Source organism: Coleofasciculus sp. F4-SAH-05 (assembly GCF_040222985.1).
GTDB lineage: Bacteria > Cyanobacteriota > Cyanobacteriia > Cyanobacteriales > Coleofasciculaceae > Coleofasciculus > Coleofasciculus chthonoplastes.
On the sequence record NZ_JAVKBY010000110.1, the window covers coordinates 1 to 2,966 of the forward strand.

A 2,966-nucleotide genomic window follows, 5' to 3' on the forward strand; every position below is an offset into this window, starting at 1 on the left:
AAAAACCAAGCCCCATAATAATTGTAGCGCCTCAGCTATTCAAAATTGAGAAAAACATCCAGATAACGCCCAAACCTTTTGTTATATAAAGGCTTTGAATATTTTAACTAACAATTTAGCATAATAAGTACTGAAGAACCAAAAAACATTGCAAAATGACATCGTAACTACCCATGACCCTTAAAGAAGCCCTGGAATTTGTAGAATCGGCTCTCCAAGCCAAGACAGATAAACAACTCACCCCACCAGAAAAAGAAATCCTCAAAGCCGCTTGGGACGACGAAACCTACAGCACCGTCGCCGATCGCTTACACATGAGCGTGGGGCATATTAAAGACTTAGCATCCCTATTATGGAAACGTCTTTCAGACTTACTCGACGAAAAAGTCACAAAAAATAACTTCCGCTGTTTACTCTTAGAACGAAGCGCCACCCCCACTCTCACCTCTGAGGAAATCGAACAAAGCAATAATTACCACATTGAAGACCCCAAAGGCAATATCTTAATTGTTGACGAGCTCGTCGAAAACCTGCATTTTTTAAACGACATCTTGACCAAACAGGGGTACAAAGTCCGCAGCGTCACCAAGGGCACGATGGCATTAAGAACCGTCCGCAATCACCCCCCTGATATCATCTTACTGGATATTAAAATGCCCGATATTGATGGCTATCAAGTCTGCTCAACTCTGAAAGCCGACGAAGAAACTTCAGACATTCCCATTATCTTCCTCAGTGCATTAAACGAAGTATTTGATAAAGTTAAAGCCTTTCAAGTTGGGGGAGTGGATTACATCACCAAACCCTTCCAACCCGAAGAAGTCATCGCCCGCATCCAAACTCACCTCACGCTGCAACAACAAAAACACAAACTCCGACAACAAATCGAGAAACATCAACAAACCGCAGAAATTCTCTACCAATCTCACGCCCTACTCACCAGTTTGTTGAACAGTTCTAGAGATGGAATTGCCGCCATGCAAGCGGTGAGGGAGTTAGTCACCGGAGAAATCGAGGACTTTCGCTATCTATTAGTTAATCCCATCTTTGCCAAACTGTTGGGGAAAAAACGAGAAGAACTTACGAGTAAGGCAGGGCAAAAGAAACTGCTGAATCGACTCGCCCCAGGATTGCTTGAAAAGTTCGTGCAGGTGGTGGAAACCGGAGAACCACTCGAACAAGAATTGGGTTGGGAAACGGATACGGGAAAGAAATGCTATGACTTGATTGCCGTTAAGTTGGGAGATGGCTTTTCAATAACCGTGCGCGAGGTGAGAGATTAGGGAGGATGGGGGAGGTGGGGAGGATGAGGGAGATGGGGGAGTTAGATTGATTTACTTCGGGTCTGCTGAATAAGTTTTGTGGGGGGGTAGGGTGCAGGGGAAGCTGGGGAAGCTGGGGGGAGCAAAGATACCCGCCCGCTTCATATTGACTCGACTGATGGGTAGGTAGTTCTTGGAGAACACCACCACGGAGCGCCTTAATCCTTCAGTTACATTCGTCACGCTTTTTACTCCTTGGTATAAGAAACTCCGCTTCTGGTTGTAGTCAGAGCGGGAGAGTTGAAAAACGGTATGGTTTTCTTGTCCTATATCGGTACGGCTTGGATGCGCCTGTACCTCCCGCTGTTGTGATCAGGTTTTGGATTGATGGTTGTTAAATGCTCGGCGTCAGAATTAAATAGGGTTCTAGTTTGGGCTGTACCTGGTTCTATGGAGCGATATCGATCCCCAATAAAAAACTCCACCGACAAACCCGTTGAGCGCCAATCGCCGAAGCGACTGGTATCAGAGCAAGGGGTGGAGAAGGATAGATGAAGGCTCACAGGAGGTAATTTGTTTCAATACGGCTTTTTAAATACTATCGCTAGCTGGAGGGATTAATTGTGTTTAAACTCAGATGGCTACAACAAATAAAAGTATTAAAACCAGAAATCTGGCTATTGGTCATTGCTTTTGTCATGCCCTCTCTGCTGCTCTATTCAGATTTTTTGACCAGACAGTTTTTCTTTCTCACCCTAGGCGGCTTTCCAACAGTCGTCATGATAAGCTATGTGTCTATAAACAGAGTTGCTCCACATAAACTAGGGCTTTCGCTAGAGCTTTCATCAGTACGTGAGATACTGCCCTCTACTTTGTCCCTACTTCTGTTAGGTTGGATATTTTTGGCTTTGCTCCCTTGGTTTTTAGGTTACCCTCGTTCTCTGTATCTAGAGTTCGGTTACTATGGCTGGTATTTTGGCATGTCGGTATTTCAAGAGCTGGTATGGAGAGGATTCGCTTTCCTGATGTTAGAAAAAATAATTGGCTCTCATGAGAGAGCTGTGATACTTTGCTCTGCCAGTCTTTTTGCGTTCTCTCACATTTACTTTCGTAGTGTTTTAATCGTTGCTGGAACTTGGCTGTTGGGCTGGCTATGGGGAAAAAATTACTGGAAGTTCAGAAGTATTTCTGGTCCTGTAGTTGCCCACTATCTTGTGGGGTTTCCTTTTATTCTCTTCAACTACATGGGGGGTAATCAGAGTTGGAGTCTATTCTGACACCTGTGTTATGCTCTTTGCACTTTGGCGTGTAGGACATCGGTCAAGAAACCGGGTTTCTGGGGATGAAAGGTTGATATGGAGTTGTTATCCTCACGAGAAACCCGGTTTCTAGTGCAAGAAGGTAGAATTTCTGCCTTGCGATAGTACAGTTTTGCCGATGAAAGGGTTAAGGTAAAGCTGTTGAAACGATTAGGCTGTAATGAGTTCAGACCCAAATAACACATCGCCGGAACAGGAAAAGGCTCCAGAGCAAACTCCAACCGTTGACCCAAAGGATTTAGCCATGAAACCCGGTTATATTGCCGATCGCGATGCTGAGGAAACCGTAGACAATCCAGCCGTAACACCGCAAATGCCCAATGATCCCAGTGATGACCGAGGAGATTTAAGGCGGGATTGACACGAGAGAAAAAAAATTCAGCCG

Annotated in this window: 3 protein-coding genes and 1 pseudogene; 3 read left to right on the top strand and 1 reads right to left on the bottom strand. The window is 44.9% G+C overall.

The window, feature by feature from the left end:
• The first annotated feature begins 173 nt into the window (after positions 1 to 173).
• Complete coding sequence (locus RIG27_RS13750; RefSeq protein WP_446345964.1) at positions 174 to 1,283, top strand: response regulator; 1,110 nt, start codon at positions 174 to 176, stop codon at positions 1,281 to 1,283.
• 132 nt (positions 1,284 to 1,415) lie between these two features.
• Here the strand turns inward: RIG27_RS13750 and RIG27_RS13755 are convergent.
• Positions 1,416 to 1,505: pseudogene (locus RIG27_RS13755) on the bottom strand (HNH endonuclease); the annotation flags it as partial.
• A gap of 380 nt (positions 1,506 to 1,885) precedes the next feature.
• On the opposite strand from RIG27_RS13755, the gene RIG27_RS13760 reads away from it, so the two are divergent.
• A complete protein-coding gene (locus tag RIG27_RS13760; RefSeq protein ID WP_446345966.1) occupies positions 1,886 to 2,539 on the top strand; it encodes a CPBP family intramembrane glutamic endopeptidase in 654 nt (217 codons plus the stop codon).
• Positions 2,540 to 2,741: 202 nt separating this feature from the next.
• Positions 2,742 to 2,942, top strand: coding sequence for a hypothetical protein (locus RIG27_RS13765; RefSeq protein WP_446345940.1), 201 nt, complete (start codon positions 2,742 to 2,744; stop codon positions 2,940 to 2,942).
• Positions 2,943 to 2,966: the final 24 nt, after the last annotated feature.